29 protein-coding genes and 1 pseudogene are annotated in these 26,602 nt (G+C 37.2%); 21 read left to right on the top strand and 9 right to left on the bottom strand.

Features of this window, described 5'->3' with window-relative positions; translation table 11 throughout:
• Positions 1 to 201: 201 nt before the first annotated feature.
• Entirely contained in the window at positions 202 to 1,215 is a 1,014-nt protein-coding gene (gene moaA, locus ACUN26_RS20215) for a GTP 3',8-cyclase MoaA (RefSeq protein WP_001157121.1), read from the top strand.
• 16 nt (positions 1,216 to 1,231) lie between these two features.
• The gene (locus tag ACUN26_RS20210; RefSeq protein WP_001158073.1) at positions 1,232 to 2,245 is read left to right on the top strand and encodes a molybdopterin-synthase adenylyltransferase MoeB; all 1,014 of its coding nucleotides are present in this window, start codon (positions 1,232 to 1,234) and stop codon (positions 2,243 to 2,245) included.
• A 35-nt stretch (positions 2,246 to 2,280) separates the two neighbouring features.
• Here ACUN26_RS20210 and moaC read toward each other — a convergent pair whose 3' ends face one another.
• Positions 2,281 to 2,766 (bottom strand): cyclic pyranopterin monophosphate synthase MoaC, encoded by a 486-nt coding sequence (gene moaC, locus ACUN26_RS20205; RefSeq protein ID WP_000094155.1) that lies wholly within the window; start codon positions 2,764 to 2,766, stop codon positions 2,281 to 2,283.
• Between the two features lie 83 nt (positions 2,767 to 2,849).
• Here moaC and moeA point away from each other — a divergent pair, with 83 nt between their 5' ends.
• The 7 genes from moeA to ACUN26_RS20170 all read left to right on the top strand — a co-directional run bounded on the left by moeA (position 2,850) and on the right by ACUN26_RS20170 (position 7,526).
• The gene (moeA, locus tag ACUN26_RS20200; protein ID WP_000229711.1) at positions 2,850 to 4,139 is read left to right on the top strand and encodes a molybdopterin molybdotransferase MoeA; all 1,290 of its coding nucleotides are present in this window, start codon (positions 2,850 to 2,852) and stop codon (positions 4,137 to 4,139) included.
• Positions 4,103 to 4,624 (top strand): molybdopterin-guanine dinucleotide biosynthesis protein B, encoded by a 522-nt coding sequence (gene mobB, locus ACUN26_RS20195; protein WP_002093154.1) that lies wholly within the window; start codon positions 4,103 to 4,105, stop codon positions 4,622 to 4,624. Before moeA ends, mobB begins: the two co-directional genes overlap by 37 nt.
• On the top strand, positions 4,621 to 5,085 hold the full coding sequence (gene moaE, locus ACUN26_RS20190) for a molybdopterin synthase catalytic subunit MoaE (RefSeq protein ID WP_000611223.1): 465 nt from the start codon (positions 4,621 to 4,623) through the stop codon (positions 5,083 to 5,085). Before mobB ends, moaE begins: the two co-directional genes overlap by 4 nt.
• A gap of 2 nt (positions 5,086 to 5,087) precedes the next feature.
• On the top strand, positions 5,088 to 5,321 hold the full coding sequence (moaD, locus tag ACUN26_RS20185) for a molybdopterin converting factor subunit 1 (RefSeq protein WP_000621781.1): 234 nt from the start codon (positions 5,088 to 5,090) through the stop codon (positions 5,319 to 5,321).
• A gap of 93 nt (positions 5,322 to 5,414) precedes the next feature.
• A complete protein-coding gene (locus ACUN26_RS20180) occupies positions 5,415 to 5,837 on the top strand; it encodes a DUF3888 domain-containing protein (protein ID WP_000717664.1) in 423 nt (140 codons plus the stop codon).
• Between the two features lie 33 nt (positions 5,838 to 5,870).
• Complete coding sequence (gene glcU / locus ACUN26_RS20175) at positions 5,871 to 6,728, top strand: glucose uptake protein GlcU (protein WP_000350876.1); 858 nt, start codon at positions 5,871 to 5,873, stop codon at positions 6,726 to 6,728.
• A gap of 12 nt (positions 6,729 to 6,740) precedes the next feature.
• A complete protein-coding gene (locus tag ACUN26_RS20170; RefSeq protein WP_000286691.1) occupies positions 6,741 to 7,526 on the top strand; it encodes a glucose 1-dehydrogenase in 786 nt (261 codons plus the stop codon).
• Positions 7,527 to 7,597: 71 nt separating this feature from the next.
• On the opposite strand, the gene ACUN26_RS20165 is transcribed toward ACUN26_RS20170, so the two are convergent.
• The gene (locus ACUN26_RS20165; protein ID WP_000451448.1) at positions 7,598 to 8,092 is read right to left on the bottom strand and encodes a CarD family transcriptional regulator; all 495 of its coding nucleotides are present in this window, start codon (positions 8,090 to 8,092) and stop codon (positions 7,598 to 7,600) included.
• A gap of 264 nt (positions 8,093 to 8,356) precedes the next feature.
• On the opposite strand from ACUN26_RS20165, the gene ACUN26_RS20160 reads away from it, so the two are divergent.
• Together ACUN26_RS20160 and ACUN26_RS20155 are read left to right on the top strand one after the other, a co-directional pair.
• On the top strand, positions 8,357 to 8,617 hold the full coding sequence (locus ACUN26_RS20160; RefSeq protein ID WP_000510186.1) for a DUF2553 family protein: 261 nt from the start codon (positions 8,357 to 8,359) through the stop codon (positions 8,615 to 8,617).
• Positions 8,595 to 8,777, top strand: a complete 183-nt coding sequence (locus ACUN26_RS20155) for a sporulation protein Cse60 (RefSeq protein WP_000621749.1) — start codon at positions 8,595 to 8,597, stop codon at positions 8,775 to 8,777. Before ACUN26_RS20160 ends, ACUN26_RS20155 begins: the two co-directional genes overlap by 23 nt.
• Positions 8,778 to 8,963: 186 nt before the next feature.
• On the opposite strand, the gene ACUN26_RS20150 is transcribed toward ACUN26_RS20155, so the two are convergent.
• Together ACUN26_RS20150 and ACUN26_RS20145 are read right to left on the bottom strand one after the other, a co-directional pair.
• Positions 8,964 to 9,191 (bottom strand): DUF3973 domain-containing protein, encoded by a 228-nt coding sequence (locus ACUN26_RS20150; protein WP_000498976.1) that lies wholly within the window; start codon positions 9,189 to 9,191, stop codon positions 8,964 to 8,966.
• A gap of 153 nt (positions 9,192 to 9,344) precedes the next feature.
• Positions 9,345 to 10,476 (bottom strand): annotated as a pseudogene (locus ACUN26_RS20145) (RNA-guided endonuclease InsQ/TnpB family protein).
• 1,055 nt (positions 10,477 to 11,531) lie between these two features.
• Between ACUN26_RS20145 and ACUN26_RS20140 the strand changes: the two are divergent.
• Together ACUN26_RS20140 and ACUN26_RS20135 are read left to right on the top strand one after the other, a co-directional pair.
• Entirely contained in the window at positions 11,532 to 11,963 is a 432-nt protein-coding gene (locus ACUN26_RS20140; RefSeq protein ID WP_000193760.1) for an SRPBCC family protein, read from the top strand.
• Positions 11,964 to 12,287: an ArsR/SmtB family transcription factor gene (locus ACUN26_RS20135; RefSeq protein WP_000098843.1), complete on the top strand. Its 324-nt coding sequence runs from the start codon at positions 11,964 to 11,966 to the stop codon at positions 12,285 to 12,287.
• Between the two features lie 31 nt (positions 12,288 to 12,318).
• Here ACUN26_RS20135 and ACUN26_RS20130 read toward each other — a convergent pair whose 3' ends face one another.
• Both ACUN26_RS20130 and ACUN26_RS20125 read right to left on the bottom strand, forming a co-directional pair.
• A complete protein-coding gene (locus ACUN26_RS20130; RefSeq protein WP_001228037.1) occupies positions 12,319 to 13,758 on the bottom strand; it encodes an MDR family MFS transporter in 1,440 nt (479 codons plus the stop codon).
• Between the two features lie 171 nt (positions 13,759 to 13,929).
• The gene (locus ACUN26_RS20125) at positions 13,930 to 15,201 is read right to left on the bottom strand and encodes a BaiN/RdsA family NAD(P)/FAD-dependent oxidoreductase (protein WP_000558856.1); all 1,272 of its coding nucleotides are present in this window, start codon (positions 15,199 to 15,201) and stop codon (positions 13,930 to 13,932) included.
• Between the two features lie 154 nt (positions 15,202 to 15,355).
• On the opposite strand from ACUN26_RS20125, the gene ACUN26_RS20120 reads away from it, so the two are divergent.
• On the top strand, positions 15,356 to 17,008 hold the full coding sequence (locus ACUN26_RS20120) for a putative polysaccharide biosynthesis protein (RefSeq protein WP_001284037.1): 1,653 nt from the start codon (positions 15,356 to 15,358) through the stop codon (positions 17,006 to 17,008).
• 41 nt (positions 17,009 to 17,049) lie between these two features.
• Complete coding sequence (locus ACUN26_RS20115) at positions 17,050 to 17,778, top strand: pseudouridine synthase (protein ID WP_001234943.1); 729 nt, start codon at positions 17,050 to 17,052, stop codon at positions 17,776 to 17,778.
• An 82-nt stretch (positions 17,779 to 17,860) separates the two neighbouring features.
• Here ACUN26_RS20115 and ACUN26_RS20110 read toward each other — a convergent pair whose 3' ends face one another.
• Positions 17,861 to 18,082: a DeoR family transcriptional regulator gene (locus ACUN26_RS20110; RefSeq protein WP_000805512.1), complete on the bottom strand. Its 222-nt coding sequence runs from the start codon at positions 18,080 to 18,082 to the stop codon at positions 17,861 to 17,863.
• 357 nt (positions 18,083 to 18,439) lie between these two features.
• On the opposite strand from ACUN26_RS20110, the gene pepV reads away from it, so the two are divergent.
• The 4 genes from pepV (at position 18,440) to ACUN26_RS20090 (ending at position 23,876) form a co-directional block, all read left to right on the top strand.
• Positions 18,440 to 19,846 carry a dipeptidase PepV gene (gene pepV, locus ACUN26_RS20105; RefSeq protein WP_001274245.1) on the top strand — a complete coding sequence of 469 codons (1,407 nt, stop codon included), beginning with the start codon at positions 18,440 to 18,442 and terminating at the stop codon, positions 19,844 to 19,846.
• A 103-nt stretch (positions 19,847 to 19,949) separates the two neighbouring features.
• On the top strand, positions 19,950 to 20,495 hold the full coding sequence (thpR, locus tag ACUN26_RS20100) for an RNA 2',3'-cyclic phosphodiesterase (protein ID WP_000433244.1): 546 nt from the start codon (positions 19,950 to 19,952) through the stop codon (positions 20,493 to 20,495).
• Between the two features lie 212 nt (positions 20,496 to 20,707).
• Entirely contained in the window at positions 20,708 to 22,849 is a 2,142-nt protein-coding gene (pulA, locus tag ACUN26_RS20095; RefSeq protein ID WP_002039785.1) for a type I pullulanase, read from the top strand.
• Positions 22,850 to 23,078: 229 nt separating this feature from the next.
• A complete protein-coding gene (locus tag ACUN26_RS20090) occupies positions 23,079 to 23,876 on the top strand; it encodes a phosphotransferase family protein (RefSeq protein WP_002039786.1) in 798 nt (265 codons plus the stop codon).
• 3 nt (positions 23,877 to 23,879) lie between these two features.
• Here the strand turns inward: ACUN26_RS20090 and ACUN26_RS20085 are convergent, their stop codons facing one another.
• Positions 23,880 to 24,158: a YtzH-like family protein gene (locus ACUN26_RS20085; RefSeq protein ID WP_001122853.1), complete on the bottom strand. Its 279-nt coding sequence runs from the start codon at positions 24,156 to 24,158 to the stop codon at positions 23,880 to 23,882.
• Between the two features lie 231 nt (positions 24,159 to 24,389).
• Here ACUN26_RS20085 and trmB point away from each other — a divergent pair, with 231 nt between their 5' ends.
• A complete protein-coding gene (gene trmB, locus ACUN26_RS20080) occupies positions 24,390 to 25,043 on the top strand; it encodes a tRNA (guanosine(46)-N7)-methyltransferase TrmB (protein ID WP_001239372.1) in 654 nt (217 codons plus the stop codon).
• A 70-nt stretch (positions 25,044 to 25,113) separates the two neighbouring features.
• The gene (locus ACUN26_RS20075) at positions 25,114 to 25,968 is read left to right on the top strand and encodes a YtnP family quorum-quenching lactonase (RefSeq protein ID WP_000391955.1); all 855 of its coding nucleotides are present in this window, start codon (positions 25,114 to 25,116) and stop codon (positions 25,966 to 25,968) included.
• 239 nt (positions 25,969 to 26,207) lie between these two features.
• Here the strand turns inward: ACUN26_RS20075 and ACUN26_RS20070 are convergent, their stop codons facing one another.
• The gene (locus tag ACUN26_RS20070) at positions 26,208 to 26,519 is read right to left on the bottom strand and encodes a PepSY domain-containing protein (RefSeq protein WP_000118536.1); all 312 of its coding nucleotides are present in this window, start codon (positions 26,517 to 26,519) and stop codon (positions 26,208 to 26,210) included.
• Positions 26,520 to 26,602 lie beyond the last annotated feature (83 nt).

Here is a 26,602-nt window from a genome sequence, read left to right as displayed (position 1 = left end):
TAAGTAGAAAACCTTGGAACTTTTATGTTTCAAGGTTTTTTTATCCCAGTATTTGAGAGTAACTCTCGCTAATCAGAGGGGAATGGATAACTTCCTATTGTTTAAAGTTTCACTTTATTCACCTTAGCAAAAACATCGCAGTTCGAAAATATATTATAATAGAATGAAAAGAAAGAAATTTGGCAGAAAGGGAGGGTGGCGATGCAGGAGATGGTTAAAGACTTTTTTGGACGCCCACTTCAAGATTTACGCATATCTGTCATTGATCGTTGCAATTTTAGATGTACATATTGTATGCCAGCAGAAGTATTTGGGCCTGATTATGCTTTTTTGAAAGATGAGTTTTTACTGACGTTTGATGAAATTGAACGTTTGGCAAAAGTGTTTGTTAGCATCGGTGTACGAAAAATTAGACTTACTGGTGGCGAACCACTGCTTCGTAAAGATTTAACAAAACTTATTGCATGTCTCGTGAAAATTGACGGGCTAGTAGATATAGGGTTAACGACGAATGCAATTCATTTAACGAAGCAAGCGAAGGCATTAAAAGAAGCTGGATTACATAGAGTGAATGTTAGTTTAGATGCGATAGATGATGATACATTTAGAAATATTAATGGTCGAAATATTAATACGAAACCTGTGATTAAGGGCATTATAGCAGCAAAAGAGGCAGGGCTTGAAGTAAAAGTAAATATGGTTGTGAAAAAAGGGATGAACGATCATCAAGTACTACCGATGGCTGCATATTTTAAAGAACAAGGAATCACGCTTAGATTTATTGAGTTTATGGACGTTGGTAGTACGAATGGATGGAATTTTGATCAAGTAGTTACGAAGCGGGAATTAATTGAGACAATTCATGGAGTGTATCCGCTTGAGCAAGCTGAAGCGCATTATTTTGGTGAAGTTGCGAAACGATATCGGTATGTTGGAACAAATGTAGAGGTCGGTTTTATTACTTCTGTTTCTGAGTCGTTTTGTTCTTCTTGTACGAGAGCGAGAATTTCGGCGGATGGAAAGTTCTATACTTGTTTGTTTGCGACGGAAGGATTGGATATAAGGGAACTTCTTAGAGATAATCTTTCGGATGAAGAGCTATTACATGTTATACAAGATGTATGGATGAATAGAAAAGATAGATATTCAGATGAACGGACAGAAGAAAGTGCAAAAAATCGTCCGAAAATTGAAATGTCTTATATAGGAGGATAAGGAAGGGGGCTATCGTATGCAGGAGCGATATTCAAGACAAATATTATTTCCTGGTGTTGGAGAAGAAGGGCAGCGAAAAATAAGAGAGAAGCATGTGCTTATTATCGGCGCTGGTGCCCTAGGTGCGGCAAATGCAGAAGCGATTGTTAGAGCAGGTGTTGGAAAAGTAACGATTGCAGATCGCGATTATGTAGAATGGAGCAATTTACAAAGACAACAATTATATACAGAAGAAGATGCAAAGCAGTATAAACCGAAGGCGGTAGCGGCAGCAGAACATTTAAAAGCGATTAATTCTGAGGTGGAAATTAATCCAGTTGTAACTGATGTAACGGTGCAAGAAATGGAAGAACTAGTGAATGGTGTAGACTTAATATTAGATGCGACAGATAATTTTGAAACGCGTCTTCTCATTAATGATATTTCACAAAAGTATAATATTCCGTGGATATATGGTGGTTGTGTCGGAAGTTACGGAGTGACTTATACAATTTTACCAGGGAAAACACCGTGTTTCCGCTGTTTAATGGAGCATCCGGCGAGTGGAGCAACATGTGATACAGTTGGTATTATACAGCCAGCGGTGCAGTTAGTAGTTGCGCATCAAATAACAGAAGCGTTGAAAATATTAGTAGAAGACTTTGGTGCGCTTCGTGAAACGATGCTATCGTTTGACCTTTGGAATAATCAGCAGATGGCATTTAAAGTGAATAGGCAGAAAAAAGATACGTGTTTATCTTGTGGAAGATTACGTACATATCCGAGTTTAACATTTGAAGCACAAACGAAAACGGAAGTGTTATGTGGGCGGAATACAGTACAAATTCGTCCAGGGATGCGGAAAGATTTTAATTTAGAAGAAACTAAAAAGCGCTTACAAAAAAGTGTAGAGGTAAAGGCAACACCTTATTTATTATCATTCCCGATAGAAGAATATCGATTTGTTCTATTTACAGATGGTAGGGCGTTTATTCATGGGACAAATGATATGAATGTAGCGAAAAGTTTATATGCAAGATATATAGGTTGAACCTAAAGGAAATCCTTTAGGTTCAACGGAGAGGATTACGAATTTCTCGTATAATCGCCACTTTTTCCACCTGTTTTTTCAAGTAAGTACGTTTCACCAATAATCATACTTTTATCAACAGCTTTACACATATCATACACGGTAAGAGCCGTAGCAGAAGCAGCTGTTAAAGCTTCCATTTCAACGCCAGTGCTACCTTCTGTTTTAACTTTTACTTCAATAAGTAATCGATATTGTTCATTTGATTGTTGCCAATCGAAAGAAACGTCAACACCTTTTAATAATAAAGGATGGCACATTGGGATAATATCAGAAGTGCGTTTTGCAGCCATAATGCCTGCGATTTGGGCAACTGCTAATACGTCACCTTTCCCAATTTCATTGTGAGAGATTTTATCGTAAATTTCTTTCGTAACTACAATGCTAGAGCACGCAATTGCTGTTCGAACGGTTGTTTTTTTGTCGCTTATATCAACCATCTTCGCGCGTCCTTGGTCATTAAAGTGTGTGAATGAAGACATGGAATTCCTCCTTGAAGTAATTTCTGTTTAATATATAAAGTTTAATCGAGATAAAAAAAATTGCAAATATGAGGTGAGAAACGATGGTAGAAAAACGAATTCCAATTCAAGTTGCTGAGGCAGTAGAGCGGGTAATGAAATATGCGAAGCATGGTGAAGTAGAAGAAGTTTCTATTACGGAAAGTTACGGGAGAATTCTTGGGGAAGGTGTTGTCTCAGATCATGACGTTCCTCATTTTGATCGTTCTCCTTACGATGGTTTCGCAATTCGAGCAGAAGATACGAAAGAAGCGAATCAAGAGAATCCAGTTGAATTTGAAGTGATAGGAGAAATTGGAGCGGGGTCTGTTTTTGTAAAAGAGGTAGGTTCTTTTGAAGCAGTTCGTATTATGACGGGAGCAGCTATTCCAGAGAATTGCAATGCAGTCGTAATGCTAGAACTGACAGAAGGATTTGAGAAGAACGGAAAAACATATATGAGGTTAAAGCGTCCTTTTAATAGTGGTGACAATGTGTCATTTAAAGGAGAAGATATAAAACAAAATCAAGTTCTCGTTAAGAAAGGTGTTGCAATTAATCCAGGTGTTGCTGCGCTATTAGCGACGTTTGGATATAGTACTGTGAAAGTTGTAAAACAGCCTGTTGTCGGTATTGTAACGACAGGGAGTGAATTACTAGAAGTACACGAGTCGTTAGAACCAGGAAAGATTAGAAACAGTAACTCTTATATGATTGCCGCTCAAATTATGAAAGCTGGTGGAAAGGTCCGATATTATGGCCAACTGGCTGATGAGCTAGATGCATGTTTTACAGCTGTTCAATCGGCGATGGATGAGGTTGATATTTTAATTACAACAGGCGGTGTTTCGGTAGGAGATTATGACTACTTACCAGCTATATATGAAAGATTACAGGCGAATGTCCTCTTTAATAAAATAGCGATGAGACCAGGAAGTGTAACGACAGTAGCTGAAGTTGATGGAAAGTTACTTTTCGGTTTATCAGGGAATCCGTCTGCTTGTTATGTAGGCTTTGAATTATTTGTGCATCCGATTATAAAAACGTATTTGTATGCGAAGGAGCCTCACGTATATAGAGCTGATGCTATTTTACAAAAAGATTTTCCAAAGCCAAATCCATTTACTCGTTTCGTAAGAGCAAACGTGACGATCGTGGATGGGGCATTACAAGCGATGCCGGTCGGTTTAGATAAATCGAGTGCGGTATCTTCACTTGCGGATGCAAATGCGTTTATCGTGTTGCCTGGAGGAACGAGAGGATTTGAGGCAGGGATGAAAGTATCCGTATTATTGTTAGAGCATTCGGAGGGATGTGATTGGCCTTGGGAAAAGCCTCTTCAATCATACAAATAGTAGGGTATCAAAATAGCGGGAAAACAACACTTGTAGAGAAAGTTGTGCATGCTTTAGCCGAAAGCGAAATGAAAGTTGCTACAATTAAACATCACGGGCACGGAGGTTTTCCAGAAGTAGCACAAAAAGATAGTGAAAGACACAGAAAAGCCGGTGCTGTCGTAAGTAGTGTAGAAGGTGCGGGATTACTTTCACTTTCTTCGTTAAGAGAGGAATGGTCCTTACAAGAAATTATTCGCTTATATGAGTTTTTTGAAGTGGCTACAATTTTAATAGAGGGCTATAAAAAAGAGAACTATCCGAAAGTAGTGTTACTTCGTTCTGCGGAAGACGTTGAACTTGTACATAAAGTAGAAAATGTAGTAGCGGTCATTACGTGGTATAATGCGCCGGTAAATTTACGAGAAGAATATAAAGTATTTCATATAACAGAAGAAAAGTTGTACATAGACTGGTTTTTACAAACGGTTAGGAGTGCGAAATGATAAATACATATTATGAAGTAATTGATACAGAAATCTCGATTGAAGAGGTAGCGAAGAAAGTAATTCGCCGTGAATGCGGTGCTGTTACAACGTTTATTGGAACGGTTAGGGAGTTTACGAAAGGGCGTCGTACATTATACTTAGAGTATGTCGCTTATAAGACGATGGCAGAAAAGATGCTACAGAAAATCGGCTCAGAAGTGAAGGAGAAATGGCCAGGTACACACGTTGCGATCACGCATCGCATCGGTACATTGCAAATTTCTGATATCGCGGTTGTTGTGGCTGTTTCAACACCGCATCGTAAAGCGGCCTATGAAGCGAATGAATATATTATGGAACGCATAAAACAAATCGTTCCCATTTGGAAAAAGGAGTTTTGGGAAGATGGTGACTCGTGGATTGGTGACCAATTAGAAAAAACGCCATATCCGGCGGGAGAGCCTGGGAAGGAGTTATAAGTATGATTCGAGTATTGTTATTTGCGCACTTGCAAGAAGAAGCAGGAACAAGTGAATTACGAATAGAGAAAGAAAATATTACGGTTGCAGAGTTAAAAGATATTGTTGCCAATGAATATAATGTACCAGTATCAGCGCCAATTATGGTTGCAATTAATGAAGAATACGCAAATGAAGATGATAAAATTCAATCTGGTGATGTTGTTGCACTCATACCGCCGGTGAGCGGTGGTTAATATTGGATTCATTAAAACGACTTTCCTGAATAGGGGAAGTCGTTTTTTTATGGTATTTTTGAGAACACTAATTTATAGAACAAGGAGGGCATTATGAAAAAAATATGTGTAATGATGACGATGATATGTTCTATCTTTCTCTTTTCTCCAAGCGACTCTTTGGCGAAAGAATCGAAAGAACAACTTTTAGAGAGTGCGCTCTTAAATCGATATTACTCCGTTATAAGGCAAGCGACAGAAGATCAATATGAATGTGATTCAGTTATAAATATAAAGCGTCTCGGCAAGAAAGATGAATTCGTTCCTCGATTTGAAGTGACGCTACAATTTCTTACTTTTCAAGGTGCACATAATCCGCCAAATGACAAAGTTACACTTACTTTGGAAGATAATTTAGATCACATAAAGATCAAGAAAGTGGAAAGAGAAAAAAATGTTTCTAGTGCGATCGCAGAAAAGGTTTGCGCACAAGCGAAAGAAAAAATGAAAGCACACTCTAACAGTGTAGAGCGGTAACTGATGACATTTCGTAAAGAAAGGTAATGAGCCATGGATATATTTTTAGCGATTTTACCAGCCATATTTTGGGGAAGTATTGTGCTATTTAACGTGAAACTGGGCGGTGGACCGTATAGTCAAACGCTTGGCACAACGCTTGGTGCACTTATTTTCTCGATTGTTGTTTATATTTTTGTAAAGCCAGTATTAACTCCTACCGTTATTGGAGTTGGAATTGTGTCAGGTTTATTTTGGGCACTTGGTCAGGCGAATCAATTGAAAAGTATTGATTTAATGGGTGTTTCGAGGACGATGCCAATTTCAACAGGACTGCAATTAGTTGCGACGACTTTATTTGGCGTTATCGTATTTCATGAATGGTCCACGACAATTTCAGTCGTCCTTGGAATTTTAGCGCTCGTTTGTATTCTTATCGGTGTTATTTTAACGTCACTTCAAAGTGAAGAAGAAAAAAATGCAGAGCAAGCAGCAAATTTTAAAAGGGGCATCATAATTTTATTAATTTCAACAGTCGGTTATTTAGTTTACGTAGTAGTTATTAGGCTATTTAACGTAGATGGTTGGTCGGCTTTATTACCACAAGCAGTTGGTATGGTGTTAGGAGGTATTTTACTTACGTTTAAACATCATCCATTTAATAAATATGCGATACGAAATATTGTTCCAGGATTAATTTGGGCAGCTGGAAATATGTTTTTATTCATTTCGCAGCCGCGTGTCGGAGTCGCAACAAGCTTTTCACTATCGCAAATGGGAATTGTTATTTCGACGCTTGGCGGGATTCTTATATTAGGCGAAAGAAAAACGAAACGTCAATTAACAGGTATCGTTGTTGGGATCGTTTTTATTATTGCAGCTGGAATTATGTTAGGAATTGCAAAAGGTTAAGGAGGTATTGAAATGTATAGTGATTTAGAAGGGAAAGTCGTCGTTATTACAGGATCAGCAACGGGTCTCGGAAGAGCGATGGGAGTAAGGTTTGCTAAGGAGAAAGCAAAGGTCGTTATTAACTATCGCTCACGAGATTCAGAAGCGAATGATGTGTTAGAAGAAATTAAAAAGGTAGGCGGAGAAGCGATTGCTGTAAAAGGTGATGTGACGGTCGAGGCAGATGTTATGAATCTCATTCAATCTGCTGTGAAAGAGTTTGGTACGCTCGACGTTATGATTAATAATGCAGGAATAGAAAACGCGGTACCGTCGCATGAAATGCCGTTAGAAGATTGGAATAAAGTAATCAATACAAATTTAACAGGCGCTTTTTTAGGAAGCCGTGAAGCGATTAAATATTTTGTGGAACACGACATTAAAGGATCTGTCATTAATATGTCTAGCGTTCATGAGAAAATTCCGTGGCCACTATTTGTGCACTACGCAGCAAGTAAGGGCGGTATTAAACTTATGACAGAAACGTTAGCGTTAGAGTATGCACCAAAAGGTATTCGAGTAAATAATATTGGACCAGGTGCAATAAATACGCCAATTAATGCTGAAAAGTTTGCTGATCCAAAGCAGCGTGCTGACGTAGAAAGTATGATACCGATGGGCTATATTGGAAAACCTGAAGAAATCGCAGCAGTAGCAACTTGGCTCGCTTCATCAGAGGCGAGTTACGTAACTGGAATTACGTTATTTGCAGATGGTGGAATGACTTTATACCCATCTTTTCAAGCTGGGCGTGGATAATATGAAAAGGACAAAGAGTTTTATCTCTTTGTCCTTTTTGGCAAAAAAAAATAGCGCGAGCTATTTTAAATTTAATGATTAATTGTCTCTTGAAGAAATTCTGTCGCTTGATGTTCAGAAACGTCTTGTACGAGCGCAACTTCACTAATCATCATTTTACGTGCATTATCTAGCATTTGTTTTTCGCTCGCATTTAATGCTCTTTCTTTATTACGGCGAAGTAAATCCCGAACAACTTCTGCACTATCTTGCAGATTGCCGTTTTTCATTTTTTCCATATTCATTGTATATCTTTGTTTCCATGAGAGTGATGGGTCTGATTCCCCATTTTGAAATTCAAGAAGTATATCATTTAACGTACCTTTATCGACGATATAACGAATACCTGATTTTTGTAATTGATCCATCGGAAGCATTACTTGCATATCTTTACTAAGGATGCGTATCACACAATATTGACGCGAAGTACCTAATATTTCTTTCTCCTCAATTGCTTCGATGATCCCTGCACCGTGCATTGGATAAACGATTTTATCACCAATTTGAAACAAATCATCCACCTCCATATGTGGTAACCACTTTTAATGATAACATAAGTTCATAAAAATGTCAAATTTTATATAATACCATATTGAGTACATTTGAGTCAATATGTAAAAGGTCTTTTTTTATGTATTTTTTTATGGTTTTATGTGAAATAAATATAGGTGACTTTTTTAGAAAAATAGTACAGGGTGAAGAAGGGGCATATCCACTTATTTTTAAGCATAAAATGTAAAATCGCTAATACAATATACCTAAATCCGTTCTTTGCAAAGGAGGGAGAGAAGGTGGGGCACACAATAAAAATTGATATTACAAATAAAGTTGTAGCTAAATTTAGATCAAATTATTTGGAATTATATACGAGTAAATTTATGATAGGTAAGTTTTATGTCTATACTGAAGATAAACAATATGTGTTAGAAGACGGATATATATATGAAAATGGAAAGTTTTATCGCATCATAGATACGCACCGTGGCAATAATCAAGCGGCGGAGGGCTGCGATCTAGGATGGTGTGAACATGATTCGTGTGAAAGTGTTTGATGAAAGTCACGAAAAAGACTTAGAAGACGCTGTAAATGTGTTTTTGAAAAAGATTGATGATAGTCACTTTGTAGATATTAAGTACCAAGTTGGTGTTTCTATTAACGATGATGAAAACCAAATTTATTGTTTTTCAGCAATGATTGTTTATAAAGCATAAAAAAGAGCTGGGTGAGCCAGCTCTTTTTTATGCTTTATCCCGCATTAACGGGCAGTAAGACTCCCACCTCAAAATTTAGCGCATACGAGGAAGTTAGGTGGGAGGCAATTGCCCGTAAAAGCCCGATTGGTTCAACTAATAATCAGTGGGGGATGAATAAAACCCCCCACTGATTAAAGTTTCACTTTATGTTGGGACAACATGGGTTGGTAATACGTTCATAATAGATTGGGGTGCGCCTAATTTCTTTGTCGTTAAAAGGTTTGCCTCTGTTTCATGATCTTGGGCATCTTTACACATACCAAGGTGATAACGATCACCTAAAAATGGATCAATATAAAAACCGTTTTTGAATACTTTATCATTCGGATGTTTTTCATGGTGAATGTCAGAACAGTTAATGCAATAGAACATAGTTTTCATCCCGATACGATAAACTTAACTAAATCTATATAATTCAATCAAATTTACACAAGTTAGTGCTTCATCGTGTTCTCGCAACCCCGAAGGGACGAGGGGTATAACACTCCACACGAGGCAGTATCCTTACCTCCTATTATCAAGCATTTATTTTACCCATCTTGATAAATTTATCGCAGCATTTACATCCCTATCATGATGGCTATTGCACCTAACACAACGCCACTCACGAATCTTTAAACTCCACTGTCCTTCTGATTGAACTGAATGGTCGTATTTAACTCCGCAACATGAGCAAATCTTGCTTGAAGCGACCCATTTATCAGCTTTTACATACTCAATGCCATACTTCTCGCACTTGTATGACAAACATTGAAAGAAGAGGTTTAATTTTTGAAAGGAAAGTGCCTTCGATAGTTTTTTGTTTTTTAACAGGTTTGAGATAGATAAGTCTTCCACAACAATCCTCATTGGTTTGGTTTTCACCAATGTAGCTGTTGCTTGATGGATATGGTTATTTCGGATATTCGTAATTTTCCTAGATAACCGCAGGTGCTCAGCTTTCGCTTTTTCATATCCGGCAGACTGAATTTTTACACCATTTTTAAATCTCCTAGACATATCTCTTTGTGCTGACTTTTTCCTTTTCAAAAGTTTTTTAACCTTAGCATCTTTGTTTATATTTCGTTCTTTCATACCATTAGAAGCTACAAAAAGCTCTTTTAAACCAACATCCACACTAATCGACTCATGGGTTAGTTCTTGGAATTCAAAGGATTCTTCAAACCCTACACAAATCCACCAGTGACGACCATCAAAGGTAACTCTTGGATTGGATGTTTTTTTTGTTCCTTGGTAGTTGTTGGCTTGTTTTCACTTCTCCAATAGACTGAATATGAACTACTTTTTTTCCTATAATCAGTCTTTCATAATTGGCATAAAATCCCTGGGTTAAATCTTTTTTAGATTTATAAGAAGTGTGAAAACCATTTTTGTACTTTTTGAACGAATTTTTTCTCGCCTTATCAAAATCTTTTGAAGCCTGTTTAGGAACTTGTGCGTTGATGTCATTTAACCACTCATATCTCTTTCGCTTCTTGATCTTTGTAAATCGTTTCTGTAAAGCTAACTGTGAAACAGATTTTCCAAATAGCTTATAGTATCTATCACTCATTCTTTTACAATAGTTATAAGCGAATCTTGCAGCGCCAGCATGGTTTCTAAGCACTTTTTCTTGTTCAGGCGTTGGAATTAGTCTGACTTTCTTCGCCAATATCATCAGAATTTAACTCCTTTAATGAAAGATTTGTTCTTCTGAATAGTAGCGTGTTCCACTAGCATTCTCCTGAGAGCACTCGGATGCAAACCTGTTAATTCTGATACTTGACTAACTCGTAAAAATTTCATTATTATCCTTACCTCATTGAATTTAACATAGCACATACGTTCGATAGATTCAATGAGGTTTGATAGATTTAATTAAATGTATCTCGTTCAACTAAGGGCGCAATTCCTTAGCCAGTTCTCTTATGAACTTCTCATGTTTTCACATGAGCGCAGACTATATGTTTATCTCTTTAGAGATAGAGGATTTTTCCACCACCATAGGCTTGTGGTGTACTCTCGTCAGTTATACGAGATAGTCGTTGAACGTTCATCTTATCCATTTTGACTTAGATGATTCGAGGCGGAAGACCCATTGTTCTAATGTTTAGGATTTAACCTTGCATCATCTGATTGATTTTTTCTGCTTTCGCGACATTCACGCTCGCTATTTCTAGCCACGTTGTAGTTCAATCAGCTTTAGGGATTGCCCGCAGTTAACCCTCACTACTAGCCAATCACTTGACTAGCAGGGCTTACTGATATATTTAATTAACTTTGGTTATAATTGGTTAAATAAATCGTAACAGTTAGTTACCCTTTTTATTTTGTTTGAAAAAAGTGAGTCGGTAGTCATTTCGCTCCTAAGGAAATGTTGAGGAGAAGAGAAATAACTACCTACTCAAATGGTGGGCATATTCCTTCTGATTTTTTATATCTTGCGTATTGCCTCTTGAGGGAAGGAGGAGAGGCGATGTACGCATGATATAAGTAAGGCGCTTCTTTCAATATGAATGATGGAGTTTCATGTTGAGAGAAGTTTTTATTTTTTATTGCCTTTGTGAGTATATTATGAGGGAATGCTGAGAGGGTGTTTGTCCTGTTGAAAAAATGTTGAGAATTTCTCAACGGTAAAAAGAATTAGTGTTGACATGAAACTAAAAGGTGTTATATTATTCAAATACAACTAAAAGGTGTTATGTTTTAATGCTGGATAAAGGGGCTAAAAAAATGACTCAACAAAATACATTAAACGATATTAAACAAACAATCGTTTTTAACGCGTCTATTCAAAAAGTATGGAATGTAGTGTCAACTGCAGAAGGAATTGAATCATGGTTTATGCCGAATGATTTTGAATTAGAGGTAGGACATGAGTTTCATGTTCAATCACCATTTGGACCGTCACCATGTAAAGTGTTAGAAATTGATGAACCAAACCATTTATCTTTCTCATGGGACACAGATGGCTGGGTTGTTTCATTCCATTTGAGAGACTTAGGAGAAAATAAAACAGAATTTACATTAATTCACGGCGGTTGGAAACATCCTGATGAAATTCTGCCGAAAGCGAATGCGAAGAGCTCTATTATTCGCGATAGAATGAATGGCGGCTGGGTAGCGATTGTAAATGAAAAACTGAAAAAGGTTGTTGAAGGATAAATGTCTTCGTCAGCAGCGAAATATGATGTATTTCAAGCAATTGCTGATCCGACCCGCCGAGAAGTGTTACGGTTATTAAGTGATAAAGAGTTACCGATTTCAAAAATAACGGATCATTTTCCGATGAGTCGTACGGCTGTTGTGAAGCATCTTCATATTCTTTCAGAAGCGAATTTAGTAAGTGGAAGAAAGAGTGGAAGAGAGAAGATATATTGTTTGCAGCCGGAGCCGTTAGAAGAATTAAAGCAGTGGCTCTCATATTATGAACGATTTTGGGATAATAAATTGTCCGTGCTTAAACATATTGTGGAGAATGAAGAATAAAAGAGGATGACCATTTGGGTCATCCTCTTTATTATTGCTCACTTGTTTGTGTAGCTGGTTTTAATAAGAGCCAAGCAATAATTAATGTAAATACTGCTAATACGAAAGTACTCATATAAATAACGTGTACACTTGCTGCTAATGCAGATTGTGATTCAGTTGCTACGTTTGCTGTAGTTCCGCCGTGTCCGCCAGATACAAGATCAAGGTTTTTAATACCACGTGCGTGAATCATCGTATTGAAGATTGTACCGAATATTGCAGCACCTAACGTTTGACTAAATGTATTAATAAATGTGTTTAAACCAACGGCTGTTCCGCGTGTATGAGCTGGTACGGCTGCTTGAATTGTTACCATGTAAATAGGTGTCACAAGCCCCATGCCTAAGCCGAATAATCCGACTGCAACATAAATAAGGAACGATGGTGAATTTGTTGACAATGTAAATAATAAGAAGGTAGCAACTGATAAAATGCTAGCTCCGAGTAAAATAATTTGTTTCGTTTGTAATTTGCCAACTAAGTTACCGGAGAACATAGCACCGAACGTCCACATAACAGGAATTGGCATTAAAATGAGTCCAGCTTCTGTCGCATTTTTTCCTAATACACCTTGGCTCCAAATTGGAAGGTACATTGTAATACTAATAATCATCGCACCGGCAATAAGAGTTAATATGTTTATCGTAGATAATGTACGGTTAGAGAAAAGTGCTAGCGGAATTAATGGTTCCGGAGATTTTTTCTCGATGTATAAGAAAATAATGAATGACACAGCCGAAAAGATTAATAGACCGATGATTGTAATGTCTCCCCAGTTTTGCTTACTGCTACCTGTTAATAATGCGTATAGTAAAGCAATTGTACTTAATGAGAAGACTGTCGCACCAAGATAGTCGATATGCTGCTTGGCGGCAGACTTAACAGATTCCTTATAAGAAGTGGCAAACATTAAGCAAGCGATAATTCCGAAAGGAACGTTTAAGAAGAAAATATAGCGCCAAGAAAGAGAATCAACTAAAAAACCACCTACTAACGGCCCGACAACACCAGATACACCCCAAACGGCACTCATCCAGCCCTGTGCTTTCGCGCGGTCTTTCGCTTCGCTATATAAGTCTCCAATAATCGTCATTGTGATTGGCATAACAGCGCCAGCACCTATACCTTGAAGAGCACGGAAGAAGATTAATTGTTCCATCGATGTAACGACACCGCAAAGTGCAGAGCCGATTAAAAAGATTGTAGCTCCGATAAGTAGAACTTTTTTACGACCGAATAAATCAGCCAATTTTCCGTATATTGGAGTCGAAACCGCTGTGGCAAGCATATAAATTGCGTAAACCCAGCTAACAAGTTCGACGCCTGACAAATCACTCGTTATACGAGGGATTGCTGTACTAACAATCGTTCCTTCTACGGCAGAAAGAAACGTCATTAGCATTAAAGACACCATGACTTTTTTTCTCATATGTTTTCCCCTTACCCTTTTTTAAATATTCAACAATATAAAATATAAAGGTACTAAGGTATATAAAGCAACAAATAAGTAATGGGAAGTTAGGGGAGGGGATGTTTTTGAAAAATAGCCGACATAATTTCATGTATCTATAAAAAAAGAAACAGGAATGCTGTTTCTTTTTTAATATTGCATTTTCGCATTTTCTCCAGCTGTAGTTCCAGCAATTCTACCAGTAACGAGAGCGGATGTAATGTTATAACCGCCCGTATAACCGTGAATATCAAGAACTTCTCCGCAGAAATATAAGCCATTCGTGAATTTAGAAGACATTTCTTTCGGATTAATTTCTTTAACAGATACGCCTCCGCCAGTAACGAATGCTTTTTCAATTGACTGCGTACCATTTACATTCACAGTAAATTCTTTAAAGTCTTTCACAAGTGCACGAATCTTTTCATGAGAAACTTGTCCAGCTTGTTCGCTACCGTCAATTTCATTTTTTTCTAATAAGAATAGGAAGTAACGCTCGGGAACGTATCCTTTTAACACGTTTTTAATTCCTTTTTTCGGATCTTCTTTCATTTGTTTCAGCATGCGCTGGAATAGTTGTTCACTATTTTCTTCTGGTAATGCATCAATACTCATTTGTATTGTATTCGTTTTAAACTTTTTCAGTGCTTTCACGACGAATTGACTACAGCGAAGAGCAGCAGGACCAGATAGGCCGAAATGAGTGAAGAGCATGTCCATTTTGTGAGAAATGATAGCTTTTCCTTTCGGGTTTAATACGCTTAAGTTTATATCACGTAAAGCAAGACCTTGTAATGAGCGATCACGTATAAATGGCTCGTTTGAAAGGATTGGTACTTCTGTTGGAAATAATTCTGTAATTGTATGACCACCTTTTTCAGCCCAAGCGTATCCGTCTCCAGTAGAACCAGTTTGAGGAACAGATTTTCCGCCAACAGCGATAACGACGTGATTCGTTTCTAACACTTCGCCTGTTTGTAATACAACTGCTTTCGTTTGACCATTTTCATATTCAATCGTTTCAACAGGTGTATTTGTACGGATTTTTACACCTAAATCTTTTAATCGTGTTAAAAGTGCGTCTACTACCGATTGCGCTTTGTTTGATACAGGGAACATACGGCCATGATCTTCCTCTTTCAATTTTACCCCGAGATTTTCGAAGAATTTAATAATATCTTCATTATTAAAAATAGAAAAAGCGCTGTATAAGAAGCGGCCATTTCCTGGTATATGTTTAACGATTTCATCAAGTGGTAGACGGTTCGTTACGTTACAACGACCACCACCAGAAATCGCAAGTTTGCGCCCTAGTTTATTTCCTTTATCAAGAAGTAAGACATTTGCGCCTTCTTCTGCAGCACCGATTGCAGCCATTAGCCCAGAAGGCCCGCCACCGATTACAATAACATCATAATGCATAATATATCGACCTCATTTTCTACATTTCCTGCCTAAAAGAATAGCATGTTTTCCCTTAAAAGAAAAATAGAGTGAAGTACTGCTTGAGGGGAGAATTGTGGTACAATACAAAAGTTAGAGTTCAGCGTTATATAGGAAGTAGGAGGATTTTCGTATGTCCGATTCAAAATTTCTGCGCGGAACGCTTATTGTGACGTTAGGGACATTTTTAGTAAAGTTCTTAGGCATGATTTACGTCTTTCCGTTTCATGCATTAGTAGGCACAGAAGGCGGAACGCTCTATACATATGGATATATTCCATATACGATATTTTTAAGTATTGCAACGGCAGGGGTGCCGCTTGCTGTTTCAAAGTTTGTTTCCAAATATAATGCACTTGGAGATTATAAAACGAGCCGAAGAATGTTCCGCTCGGGAATGGTTATGATGATAGTAACAGGAGTTCTTTCCTTTTTAGTACTGTACATGACCGCACCATTATTTGCAGAAGCAATGCTTGGTAAACAAAGTTTACAAAATAAGGTAGAAGAAGTTACGACGATTATTCGCCTCGTAAGTTTCGCACTTATTGTTGTACCGGCAGCAAGTTTGATTCGTGGTTATTTCCAAGGTCACCAATCGATGGGACCGACTACGGTGTCACAAATTATTGAACAAATTATTCGTATCGTCTTTTTACTAGCGGGTAGTTTCATCGTTATTAAAATACTTGGCGGTACAGTAGCAACAGCAGTCGGAGTTGCGACATTCGCTGCATTCGTTTCAGCAGTTGGAGCACTCGGCGTATTAATTTGGTACTGGTTAAAACGTAAAAAATATTTGGATCAATATTTAATTGAACAAACTGTACCAGAATCGACAGTAAGTACCGTTCAATTGTTTAAAGAGTTATTTGCGTATGCAATTCCTTACGTTGTAATTGGGTTAACAATTCCTTTATATCAACAAATTGATACATTGACATTTAACTCTATTATGCAGGCAATTGGTCAAGGTGATATCGCAGAGCGAGCGCTCGGTATTTTCACAATGTGGACGCATAAATTAATTATGATTCCAGTATCGCTTGCAACAGCGTTTAGTTTAACGCTTGTACCAGCGATTACAAAATCATTTACGGAAAAACAATATCGCTATTTAAAATTACAAATTACACAAACATTCCAGGCGAATATGTTTTTAACATTGCCAGCAGTTGTCGGTATTTCAACACTGGCTTATCCAATTTACACTGCGTTTTACGATTCAGATCCATTAGGTGGACAAGTGTTAATGTGGTATGCACCAGTTGCATTGTTATTTGCTTTATTTACGGTAACAGCCGCGATTCTGCAAGGGATTAATCAACAAAAACATGCGATTGTCGCACTTGTTATGGGTGTTATTTTGAAATTTGTATGTAACGTAATCTTTATTCGATATTTCGGTACAGTAGGAGCGATTTTAGCTACTGCAGTCGGTTTTTTAGCTTCCGTATGGTATACGAATAGACAAATCCAAAAACATGCACACTATTCATTTGGTGTTGTATATAAGAGAACATTCCAAATTGCAGTATTAACACTTGTAATGGTCGTGGCGGTAAAACTATCACAGTGGATTCTATCCTTCATGATTTCGCCAGATGGCCGTATTGGTGCTTTAATTACAGTTGCGATTTGTGCAGGTGTTGGTGGTCTTGTTTACGGTCTGTTAGCAATTCGCACAGGAGTACTTGAAAGAGTATTTGGCGGAGAAGCGTTAGAGAAAATTCAGCGTAAACTTGGCAGTAGATTCAAAATAAAGTTGAAATCAAAAGGGGCGTAAATACGTCCCCTTTTCTATGATAAATAAAGAAGGTGAAAAACGTGAGATTAGATAAATTATTAGCGAATATGGGATACGGAAGTAGAAAAGAAGTAAAGAAATTATTGAAAGACGGCGTTGTGAAGATTGATGGAACGCCGGTGAAAGATGCAAAGGTTCATGTAAATGTAGAAGAGCAAGAAGTTATGATTCACGGTGAAGTTGTAGAATATAAAGAGTTTGTTTATTTAATGCTGCATAAGCCACAAGGTGTAATTTCAGCTACAGAAGATGATAATCACGAAACAGTAATAGATTTATTAGAACTAGAAGATGCAATCTTTGATCCGTTCCCAGTTGGACGACTTGATATCGATACGGAAGGTTTCTTATTGATAACAAATGACGGGAAGTTATCACATCAATTATTATCTCCGAAAAAGCATGTGCCGAAAAAATACTATGCACACGTTGCAGGAGTTGTAACGGAAGAGGATGTAAAAGAGTTTGCTAAAGGTGTTATTTTAGACGATGGTTATGAAACGAAACCAGGTGCACTTACAATATTAAAAAGCGATGATGTTTCTGAAATTGAGCTTGTGATTACAGAAGGAAAATTCCATCAAGTGAAGCGCATGTTTGAAGCAGTAGGGAAAAAGGTTGTTTACCTAAAGAGAACAGAGATGGGTCCGTTAGTATTAGATGAAGAACTAGAACTTGGAGAATACCGAGAGCTAACAGATGAAGAAGTAGAAATGTTAAAAACATATCAAGTAGATACTGAGAAGTAGTCCTGTTTTTAGGCGCAGAAAAGACCCCTTTCTAATGAGTTAGAAAGGGGTATGTATTTATTTACATACAATTATTTTTTCGTTATGAGGTCATTCTCACTTTCTTTCCTGTTGTTGTCCACTTACCGCGGCAAGGGCTATACACGAGTTCATTAAACTGCAACACATTTAGATCACGTTGTATCGTTCGCGGTGTGATCCCGAACTCATCTACAAGGTCTTTCGTCGTTACCGTTCCGTTTTCATTGATGTACATATAAATTGATTTAATGCGTGTTAGCATACGAGTAGTTGTAGGTTTCAAGAGAAAACCACTCCTCTACTAGTTTTTTTGACCCCATTCAGGAAAGAAGGTCGTTACTACCATTGTACTCTACATGATAAAATTCATGCTTTAATCTACTTAAATTTTACAAAAGTTTAACAAAATTTCATATAGAAAAATATTGGTAGTTGACATTGTATATATGATCAGTCAACTAACACTTAAAATTCTACGTAAAACGCCAAATTCCTGCAAAATTTTTTGAAAAAATAAAAGAAAAACTAATGGGAAATATCTGAAATATTACAATTGTTCGGTATTTGACTTTCGTGTATGGCATAAGGGATTTCGGTTTGCTATGATGAAAGAGATAATATAGCGAAGGATGGATGCGTGATGTCAGCGATTAATTGGACAGAAGAAGTTGCAAAACGAAAAGATGATTTAATTCGTGATACACAACAATTTTTGCAAATTAAAAGTGTGTGGGAAGAAGAGTCGGCGAAAGAGGGCGCACCGTTCGGTGAAGGTGTAGAAAAAGCTTTATCTTTCATGTTACATAAAGGAGAATTAGAAGGTTTTTCTTCTAAAAATTTAGAAGGTTATGCAGGTCATCTTGAAATGGGACAAGGAGAAGAACTAGTAGGTATTCTTTGTCATGTTGATGTTGTACCAGAAGGAGATGGCTGGACGACTCCTGCATATAGTGCAGATATTCGCGAAGGAAAGATTTTTGCACGTGGTGCAATTGATGATAAAGGCCCAACGATGGCAGCTTATTATGCGATGAAAATTGTGAAAGAATTAGGGTTGCCTCTTTCAAAACGCGTTCGTATGATTTTAGGAACAGATGAAGAAAGTAACTGGAAATGTGTAGATCACTACTTTAAAAACGAAGAAATGCCAACAATCGGTTTTGCGCCAGACGCGGACTTTCCAATTATTAATGCAGAAAAAGGAATTTCTGATATACAAGTTGTGCAAAATGGTAGTGAAGAGAAAAAAGGTGTATATGAACTCGTTTCATTTGAGTCAGGCCGCCGTTTAAACATGGTTCCTGATTTTGCAAAAGCGGTTATTACAGGAGAAGATGTAAATGCACTTACAGTAGCATATGAAGAGTATTTAAAAACGGCTAAAAAAATAGGGAACTCAACTATAGAAGGAAATACAGTGACGTTGCAAATAGAAGGAATTTCAGCACACGGATCTACTCCAGAAAAAGGAGAAAATGCAGGTTTACTATTAGCAAACTTCTTAACTACAGTTTCACTTGATGGAAAAGCAAATGCATTTGCGACATTTGCAGCAAAAACATTTACTGGTGATATTTTTGGTGAAAAAGCTACTATTGCTTATAAAGACGAAGTTAGCGGTCCGTTAACAGTGAATGTCGGTCGCCTTTCTTATACGAAAGAAAACGGTGGCAACTTAGGGTTAAACGTACGTTACCCAGTTACGACTAACTTTGAAGAAATGATTGCGAAGTTAAAAGAATACGTTAGTATTCATGGATTTGAAGTAGCGGATTATTCTAACTCTCGTCCGCATCACGTCGATAAAGACCACGTATTAATTCGTACGCTGCAGCGCGTGTATGAAGAACAAACAGGAGAAAAAGCAGAGCTATTAGCAATCGGCGGTGGTACTTACGCCCGTTCATTGAAAGCTGGCGTTGCATTTGGCCCGCTATTCCCTGGAAAAGAAGAACTTGCGCATCAAAAAGATGAGTACATTGAAATTGAAGACTTATTAAAAGCAACAGCAATTTACGCGCAAGCAATTCATGAGTTAGCGAAATAAAGGATATATGAATAATGACCGCTCTCTACTTTAGAGGGCGGCTTCTTTTTAACTGAATGAGATAAGAAAGAAAAGCAACAATAAAAAAAAGGAGATGATATAAATGGAGCCGCATTATTTTGTCGCAATTACTTTACCAAATTATATAAAAGAAGTGCTCTCTAATTATAAAGAGGATATGGAGGAGGAATTACCATTTCGCTCGTGGGTACATAAGGAAGACTATCATATTACCCTTTCCTTTTTAGGAAGTGCGACAGAGGAACAATTAGAAGGAATAAAGAATGGATTACAAACACTTATAGAAAAAAAGGAACTACCTTTCACATTACAAGGATTTTCAACATTTGGCATGGAAGACAGGCCACGTATTTTTTGGGCGAAAGTAAGTGAGAATCATGAGTTGTTTCAGCTACAAAAGCAAGTGCATGCGATTTGTGAAGGGAATGGGTTTTCTTTAGAAACACGTCCGTATCATCCACATATTACTGTTGCTCGTAAATGGATGGGAGAAAAAAAGTTTCATTTGGAAAATATAAAAGAAGTGCCTGAAGTATCATTTCAAGCGGATACAATTACTTTATACGAATCTCACGTGAAGGAAACGCCGAAATATAAATCGATTGCTGAAATAAAACTACAAAAATAGAATGTATGAAAACGTTTTTTATACAGGTGAATATACTATAGAGAATAATGGAGTTACTGTATAGAGTCTTGCTAATAAGAAAAGTTTTATTATTTGCAGCTCGTATACTCACACAAAGGCCCGATTGGTGGGGGCTAATAATCAGCAGGGGATACTCCGAATTGATTAAAGATTCACTTTATTTTAATTTTGAGAATGATGGTGATTTTTTTATGTTGAAAGTAAAACGTCCATTTGATGCCTATTTAGATGAAATGAATAAAATTACAATTTTGCTCCCACATGCGTATGGAACAAGTCGGACATTTCGTTTGCAAGAAGGAAATAATGTGAAAGATTTACCGATTGCTCATACTATTGCGCTTCCGGATGCAACAAAGTATGAGTGCTTTATAGAAGAGTCACTAGATGTGGGGAAGTATTATACAGTACGAGATGAACGGAACGAAGAAACGGATTTACAAATAGGCGCTGTTATTCGAACGGCAATTTTTGATGAGAAGTATTATTACGAAGGCACAGATCTAGGTGCTGTATACAAAAAAGAAGCAACAACATTTAAAGTGTGGGCTCCAACTGCGAGGCTTGCAAAAGTAAGATTTTATAAAAGTGATAAAGAATATACCGATTATGACATGCATAGAGAAGAAAATGGTGTTTGGGTTCATGCATTACAAGGGGATCATGATGGGGCTCGATATACCTTCCTCGTCTGTATTAATTTAATATGGAATGAAGCGGTGGATCCATACACAAAGTCAACGACTGCAAATGGGAAATACGGTGTTGTTATCGATTTGGAAAAGACGAATGTAACGAGACGAGAGGAATTACCACCATTACAGTCAATGACAGATGCTATATTGTATGAACTGCATATTCGTGATGCGACTATTCACCCAAATAGTGGAGTGAATAAAAAAGGAACATATAGAGGGTTGATGGAAGAGGGAACGACGGGACGGAATGGGACGTTAACAGGATTGTCTCATATAAAAGATTTAGGTGTTACACATGTTGAATTATTACCGTTATCTTGTTTCGGTGGTGTAGATGAGGCAAATCCTTCCGGCGCATATAATTGGGGTTACAATCCATTATATTACAATACACCAACGGGGTTTTATGCTACAAACCTTGCTGATCCGTATAACAGGATAGTAGAGTGTAAGCAATTGATTGAAACATTTCATGAAAACGGTATCCGAGTAGTTATAGATGTTGTATATAATCACGTTTATGAAAGAGAACTATCATCATTTGAAAAGCTTGTTCCAGGTTATTATTTTCGCCATGGCGAAGATGGTATGCCTTCTAATGGGACGGGAGTTGGAAATGATATAGCGTCTGAACGGAAAATGATGAGGAAATTCATTATAGAGTCTATTTTATATTGGCTGACGGAATACAATGTTGATGGATTCCGATTCGACTTAATGGGGATTTTAGATGTTGATACAATGAACATAATAGAAAAAGAAGTGCGAAACATAAAGCGAGACGCATTGTTATTAGGAGAAGGATGGGATTTACAAACACCGCTTCCTCTTGAGGAAAAAGCAGCGTTAAATAATGCAAGAAAAATGCCACATATCGCGCAGTTTAATGATCAATTTCGTGATGGAATAAAAGGTAGCACATTTAATGTAAATAAACGTGGTTTTGCGTTTGGTGGGCATGTAGACTGTCAGCATTTACAGTATATAGCATCAGGTAGTCTTTTAAGTGTGAAAGAAACAGGATTATTTCTAGAACCGGTACAAAGTATTAACTATGTAGAATGTCATGACAACATGACGATGTGGGATAAACTAGTGCACAGTAATGAAGAACCGGAAGAGATTTTGAAAAAACGGCACCTTCTAGCAAGCGCAATAGTTATTCTTTCGCAAGGAATTCCTTTCTTACACGCAGGACAAGAGTTTTATCGTACGAAGAATGGAAATGAAAATAGTTATAATGCAAATGATGAAATAAATCGATTAGACTGGGATCAAAAAGAGAAAGAGATGGAGACAGTTAACTATATAAAAGGGTTAATTGCGATTCGCAAAGAGCACGGGGCATTCCGATTACAAAACGCAGATCTTATAAAAAAGCATATGACTTTTTTGCAAACATCTACAGAAGTACTTGCATACCACCTAGAGCATGTAGAATTGTTTGGGCCGTGGAAAGAAATTGTCGTTTTATTTAATAGCGGTTTGGAAGCTAAAACGGTGCAGCTTCCAAAAGAAGGAACGTGGCATGTGTTAGTAAACGAAAAGCAAGCGAAAATAGAGCCAATTTCTTCATTTAGAGGAAAGGAACTTCAATTGGCTCCCATTAGCACGTATATATTGACGATAATGTGACAAATCGCTACTTGACGATGAGAATGTAATAAATGTAGAATTGACAAAGGTGACGATTTTGATAAGTTGTCATTCTATGAGTGGTTTTGTAAAATAAAATAGAGAGTTTTTGGCTTATGCCAAGTTTTCTTTTCATTTACAGTAAAATATATATGAATCCACAACATGTGTAGAAATGTTGCGGTTTTTCTTTTCATAACTATAAAAGATAAGGATTTGTTAACGGGTAATGAATATGGAATGGTTGGAACAATTATTAGGAAAAGAGTGGAGTCTTGTACCGGCTGGTGGAGTAACGGGCGATGCATATATTGCGCAAAACGGACAACAGAAGTTATTTTTAAAGCGGAATACATCGCCCTTTTTAGCGGTATTGTCAGCAGAAGGAATTGTTCCAAAATTACTTTGGACAAGAAGGGTAACGAACGGTGATGTGATTTCTGCTCAAAAATGGCTTCCGGGACAGAAGCTAGAGCCAGAGGATATGAAACTAGAACGTGTTGCGAAACTTTTGAAGAAAATACACTCCTCTAAAGCGCTTGTGCAGATGATTCAAAGACTTGGGAAGCAGCCGCTTCACGCCCAAGAGTTATTACAACAATTGCAACTTGTTTTAAGGGGAGATATAAGGGTAGATGAAACAATTCAGCAAGGCCTTCAATATTTAACGGATTCATTAAAAAGTATTGAATACAATGAATTCGTTGTATGCCATTGTGATGTAAACCATAACAACTGGATATTGTCGGACGAAGATGAGTTGTTTTTAATTGATTGGGATGGAGCTGTCATTGCTGACCCAGCTCTAGACCTAGGTATGTTATTATACTGGTACATTCCGCGTCATGAATGGAGTGAGTGGCTCGGGTATTATGATATTGAAATGGATGAATCATTGCTTAGGCGTATGAGATGGTATGTAATAGCACAAACGATTTTATCTATTCAATGGCACACAACAAAAAAACAACAAGCAGAAGCTGAATATTGGCATCAATATTTACAGCAACTACTTGCTTCAGAATAATACTTAAGAAAAATTGTCCATTCCAGCAATCCACTGAGTAAGTTGTTCTTGATTATTGGAAATATGGTTGTCCAAATTAGAGGAAGATTTACCCGATTGACTATAAGAATATACATCGTTTAGCATTGTTTTAGCGTCATTACTTATATTATCGTTTGCGAGTAACGATTGAATGAGGCGCTCTAATTGCTCGCATTCAGAAACTGTCCCACAGCAATCGCTTTGGTGATTGACTAAAATATCTTTCAGCACTTCTAATTGATGTTGTTGACTAATTGGCATGAACGGATCATCCTTTCGATTGTTTTTCTCTTCTCGGAATGTAAGAGAAAAAGCTACGTCGTCATGGAATGTTTAATGCTGTATGTAGTTTTTATCAAAATGGTACATCTTATACTTGAAAGAAACGGACCGAGTGCTCGTACGTACTTGGTTTTTTGTTTGGTAGATTGATTAAAACAGAAAAAAGGAATCATTCCTTTAAAATAGCTTTGTAAAGAGAGGGAGACATCTATGCGTTTAAGACATAAACCATATGCATTAGATCGAATTAATGAGTATTCACATATCGTAATTGGAAACCCAGAAGAGCGCGCGGGTAATTGGAAAGAAGTATTTGGAAATGAACAACCCATTCACATTGAAGTAGGTACAGGTCGTGGCCGCTTTATGTACGATATGGCAAAAGCAAATCCACATATTAATTATATTGGAATTGAAAAATTTACGAGTGTTGTTGTAGATGCACTTGATAAATTAATTGAAGAAGAATTACCGAACTTAAAGTTAATAAATAAAGATGCTGAAGATTTAACAGTTTTCTTTGCAAAAGGTGAAATTGATCGTGTTTATTTAAACTTCTCAGATCCATGGCCGAAGAATCGTCACACGAAGCGTCGTTTAACGTATAAAACGTTTTTACGCAATTATGAAGAAGTGTTAGTAGAGGGCGGAGAAATTCATTTCAAAACAGATAACCAAGGGTTATTTGAATACTCTCTAATGAGTATGGCTGAGTATGGTATGTTACTAACTTACTTAAGCCTAGATCTTCATAACAGTGATTTTGAAGGTAATATTATGACTGAGTACGAAGAGAAGTTCTCTAGTAAAGGTCATCGTATTTATCGAGTTGAAGCGAAGTATCGCACAGAGCCTATGCAGTAATGCATAGGTTTTTTTATAACTAAAATAATCAGAATTTTATGTTAAAATTAATGTAAAAGGGGGATGTGTGATGGAAGAATTACGAATTGGAGATATAAAAGTGACGTGGTTAAAAGGTGGGAACACACATTTAGATGGCGGGGCAATGTTTGGCGTTGTGCCGAAAGTACTTTGGTCACGAAAATATAAACATAACGATACAAATCATATATATTTACGAACAGATCCGTTACTTTTGCAAACGAAAGATGGAAATATGCTTATTGATTCTGGAATAGGAAACGGTAAATTGAATGAGAAAATGAAGAGAAATCAAGGAGTAACGGAAGAGTCATCGGTTTATGAATCTTTAGAAAAACTGGGATTAAAGCCTGAAGATATTCACTACGTCTTAATGACGCACCTTCATTTTGATCATGCATCTGGTTTAACGAAATGGGAAGGGGATCACCTTGTACCGGCGTTTCCGAATGCGAAAGTTTATGTAAGTGAAACAGAGTGGAATGAAATGAGGAACCCAAATATTAGATCCCGTAATACGTATTGGAAGGAAAATTGGGAGCCGATTGTAGAGCAAGTTGTTACGTTTCAACAAGAAATCGAAATTACGGATGAAATAAAGATGGCGCATACAGGCGGACATAGTGATGGACATGCAGTCATTGCTTTAGAAAGCAAAGGAGAAACGATGCTGCATTTAGCAGACCTATTGCCGACACACGCACATCAAAATGTATTATGGGTCATGGCTTATGATGATTATCCGATGACATCGATTGAAAATAAGCAAAAGTGGATGAAATATGGTGCTGAAAACGATGCGTGGTTTTCATTTTATCATGACGCATATTATCGTGCAGTGAAGTGGAATGAGGAAGGACATATTGTAGAAAAAATTGAGAGAAAAACGAGTATAGAAGCTTAAAAAAAAAGGAGGTTGTTCCATCATATTTATTGGAGCAGCCTCTTTTTTATTGTCGGGTTTTGTCGGTAAGTCGATATATTTAAACAAACGCTGATATAATTTGAGTTGCGCCGATATAATTGGGAAATCGCTGATATAAATCGAGTTGCGCCGATATATTCGGAAAATCGCCGATATAATTTTAATCACTATCCGCAATTTTTCAAAAAAAAGAGGTTCACCTAATGGGAAACCTCTTTTTATGCTGCTATTACCTCTAAAACAGTACCTGTTTTAGCATCAACTAAAAATTCAAATCGTTCTTGTATATCATCTAACATTGTTGTAAGACCGCCGCGATAAACTTCATACGCAACATCATATTTTTCAAATGTCTCTGGAACCATATGTACCCAAGAGCCAGTAATTTCACCTTTATGATTTAATGCTTGTTTCACCATTTTCAATGCTTTTTCTGAAGAAATATGGGATTGTTCTTGTACTTTGTTTGCAACGAAATAACCAGCTGCAAATCCAACGCCAAGACCTGCTACTAAACCTTTCCAGCTCATATATTCACCTCAATTCTATAAAATAAAAATAGTGTACCGATAATAATTATAAAGCAAATGCAGCTAAAAAAGAAGAAACTAGA

Source organism: Bacillus sp. WC2503, from assembly GCF_052682895.1.
This window is presented reverse-complemented; position numbering and strand designations above follow the sequence as displayed.

What these genes read in the sequence shown, in the direction of transcription:
- ACUN26_RS20125 (WP_000558856.1), bottom strand. Translation starts at nt 15,201, where the DNA reads ATGCATTATGATGTTATTGTAATCGGTGGCGGGCCTTCTGGGCTAATG.
- ACUN26_RS20085 (WP_001122853.1), bottom strand. Translation starts at nt 24,158, where the DNA reads ATGCCAATTAGTCAACAACATCAATTAGAAGTGCTGAAAGATATTTTA.
- moaD (WP_000621781.1), top strand. Translation starts at nt 5,088, where the DNA reads ATGATTCGAGTATTGTTATTTGCGCACTTGCAAGAAGAAGCAGGAACA.
- ACUN26_RS20135 (WP_000098843.1), top strand. Translation starts at nt 11,964, where the DNA reads ATGTCTTCGTCAGCAGCGAAATATGATGTATTTCAAGCAATTGCTGAT.
- ACUN26_RS20155 (WP_000621749.1), top strand. Translation starts at nt 8,595, where the DNA reads ATGATTCGTGTGAAAGTGTTTGATGAAAGTCACGAAAAAGACTTAGAA.
- pulA (WP_002039785.1), top strand. Translation starts at nt 20,708, where the DNA reads ATGTTGAAAGTAAAACGTCCATTTGATGCCTATTTAGATGAAATGAAT.
- ACUN26_RS20210 (WP_001158073.1), top strand. Translation starts at nt 1,232, where the DNA reads ATGCAGGAGCGATATTCAAGACAAATATTATTTCCTGGTGTTGGAGAA.
- glcU (WP_000350876.1), top strand. Translation starts at nt 5,871, where the DNA reads ATGGATATATTTTTAGCGATTTTACCAGCCATATTTTGGGGAAGTATT.
- ACUN26_RS20170 (WP_000286691.1), top strand. Translation starts at nt 6,741, where the DNA reads ATGTATAGTGATTTAGAAGGGAAAGTCGTCGTTATTACAGGATCAGCA.
- ACUN26_RS20150 (WP_000498976.1), bottom strand. Translation starts at nt 9,191, where the DNA reads ATGTTCTATTGCATTAACTGTTCTGACATTCACCATGAAAAACATCCG.
- pepV (WP_001274245.1), top strand. Translation starts at nt 18,440, where the DNA reads ATGTCAGCGATTAATTGGACAGAAGAAGTTGCAAAACGAAAAGATGAT.
- ACUN26_RS20120 (WP_001284037.1), top strand. Translation starts at nt 15,356, where the DNA reads ATGTCCGATTCAAAATTTCTGCGCGGAACGCTTATTGTGACGTTAGGG.
- moeA (WP_000229711.1), top strand. Translation starts at nt 2,850, where the DNA reads ATGGTAGAAAAACGAATTCCAATTCAAGTTGCTGAGGCAGTAGAGCGG.
- moaE (WP_000611223.1), top strand. Translation starts at nt 4,621, where the DNA reads ATGATAAATACATATTATGAAGTAATTGATACAGAAATCTCGATTGAA.
- ACUN26_RS20070 (WP_000118536.1), bottom strand. Translation starts at nt 26,519, where the DNA reads ATGAGCTGGAAAGGTTTAGTAGCAGGTCTTGGCGTTGGATTTGCAGCT.
- trmB (WP_001239372.1), top strand. Translation starts at nt 24,390, where the DNA reads ATGCGTTTAAGACATAAACCATATGCATTAGATCGAATTAATGAGTAT.
- moaC (WP_000094155.1), bottom strand. Translation starts at nt 2,766, where the DNA reads ATGTCTTCATTCACACACTTTAATGACCAAGGACGCGCGAAGATGGTT.
- moaA (WP_001157121.1), top strand. Translation starts at nt 202, where the DNA reads ATGCAGGAGATGGTTAAAGACTTTTTTGGACGCCCACTTCAAGATTTA.
- ACUN26_RS20165 (WP_000451448.1), bottom strand. Translation starts at nt 8,092, where the DNA reads ATGGAGGTGGATGATTTGTTTCAAATTGGTGATAAAATCGTTTATCCA.
- ACUN26_RS20075 (WP_000391955.1), top strand. Translation starts at nt 25,114, where the DNA reads ATGGAAGAATTACGAATTGGAGATATAAAAGTGACGTGGTTAAAAGGT.
- ACUN26_RS20090 (WP_002039786.1), top strand. Translation starts at nt 23,079, where the DNA reads ATGAATATGGAATGGTTGGAACAATTATTAGGAAAAGAGTGGAGTCTT.
- ACUN26_RS20180 (WP_000717664.1), top strand. Translation starts at nt 5,415, where the DNA reads ATGAAAAAAATATGTGTAATGATGACGATGATATGTTCTATCTTTCTC.
- ACUN26_RS20130 (WP_001228037.1), bottom strand. Translation starts at nt 13,758, where the DNA reads ATGAGAAAAAAAGTCATGGTGTCTTTAATGCTAATGACGTTTCTTTCT.
- ACUN26_RS20140 (WP_000193760.1), top strand. Translation starts at nt 11,532, where the DNA reads ATGACTCAACAAAATACATTAAACGATATTAAACAAACAATCGTTTTT.
- thpR (WP_000433244.1), top strand. Translation starts at nt 19,950, where the DNA reads ATGGAGCCGCATTATTTTGTCGCAATTACTTTACCAAATTATATAAAA.